This window comes from Nocardia sp. NPDC058497 (genome assembly GCF_042720195.1).
In the GTDB taxonomy this organism is placed as follows: Bacteria; Actinomycetota; Actinomycetes; order Mycobacteriales; family Mycobacteriaceae; genus Nocardia.
Genome location: NZ_JBHXMY010000352.1, coordinates 5,361 through 6,384, shown reverse-complemented (window position 1 = coordinate 6,384; position 1,024 = coordinate 5,361). Strand labels below are relative to the sequence as shown.

Genomic DNA, 1,024 nt, shown 5'->3' with positions numbered 1-1,024 from the left:
CACCACACAAACCCCCCCTCGGGCCGCGCGCCCCCCCCCCCCACCAACACGACCCCCCCGCCGAACCCCCGGCCGCGCCCCCCCCCCCCAACGCGATCAACTTCGCCAACACCTTCCGATACACGCTCTGGTACGGAGCAGGCATCATGCTGCTCCTGTCCTTCGGCTTCCTGGCACTGCCGAGGAACGCAAAGCTCGTCCATGAGGGCCTCGAAACCGAGAGTGCAACAACGGAGTTGTCATACGACCCCCCGGACCCGGGTATCGGCGTCGCGGGTTCTGCATCCGTCGAGCACGCCGGGCGAATCTGGCGGCAATAGCGCATGCGCAGCCTGGGCAGCCCGTGAATTTCTCAGCCGCGCGAGGCAACGCACGACCGAGGCGGACCGAATTCAGTCCGCCGGACGAATGAACCGAGGAGACAACGAAATGTTCGAAGTACAGCTTCCCGCCGGCGTCATCGAGTACGAGGACACCGGCGGGAACGGGCCGGTGCTGGTCTTCATTCACGGATTGCTCATGGACGGTTCGGGTTGGCGGCATGTGGTGGGCAGCTTGCGCGCCGAATACCGGTGCATTGTCCCGACCTGGCCGCTGGGCGGTCATCGCAAGCCCATGAACGAGGACGGGGACGTGTCCTTCCTCGGTATGGCCGCGTTGGTCGGGGATTTCGTGGAGGCACTCGATCTGCGGGATGTCACCTTGGTCCAAAACGATTGGGGCGGTGCGCAGCTTCTTCTCGGCACGCGTGGCAGCGATCGCGTCGGCCGACTCGTGCTGACCTCGTGCGAGGCATACGACAACTATCCGCCCAAGCCTGCTCGCCTCATCGTCGCCGCCGCCAAGGTCCCCGGCGGACTTCGCACTGTCATGGCGGTGCTGAACACCCGGCTGGGGAAGCGCGGGCCCGCGACCTGGGGATGGATGATCAAGCCGCCCGTGCCGAAAGACCTGATCGACGCGTGGTTCCGCCCCAGACTCTTATAAACAAAAGACACATCCCACCAAAAAAAAGGTGTTTATC

At 64.6% G+C, this 1,024-nt stretch carries 1 protein-coding gene and 1 pseudogene; both read left to right on the top strand.

From position 1 onward, the window contains the following. A pseudogene (locus ACFWPJ_RS21625) lies at positions 1-320 on the top strand (hypothetical protein); the annotation flags it as partial. Positions 321-429: 109 nt separating this feature from the next. Beyond that, the gene (locus tag ACFWPJ_RS21620; protein ID WP_378853999.1) at positions 430-987 is read left to right on the top strand and encodes an alpha/beta fold hydrolase; all 558 of its coding nucleotides are present in this window, start codon (positions 430-432) and stop codon (positions 985-987) included. The last annotated feature ends 37 nt before the right edge of the window (positions 988-1,024 follow it).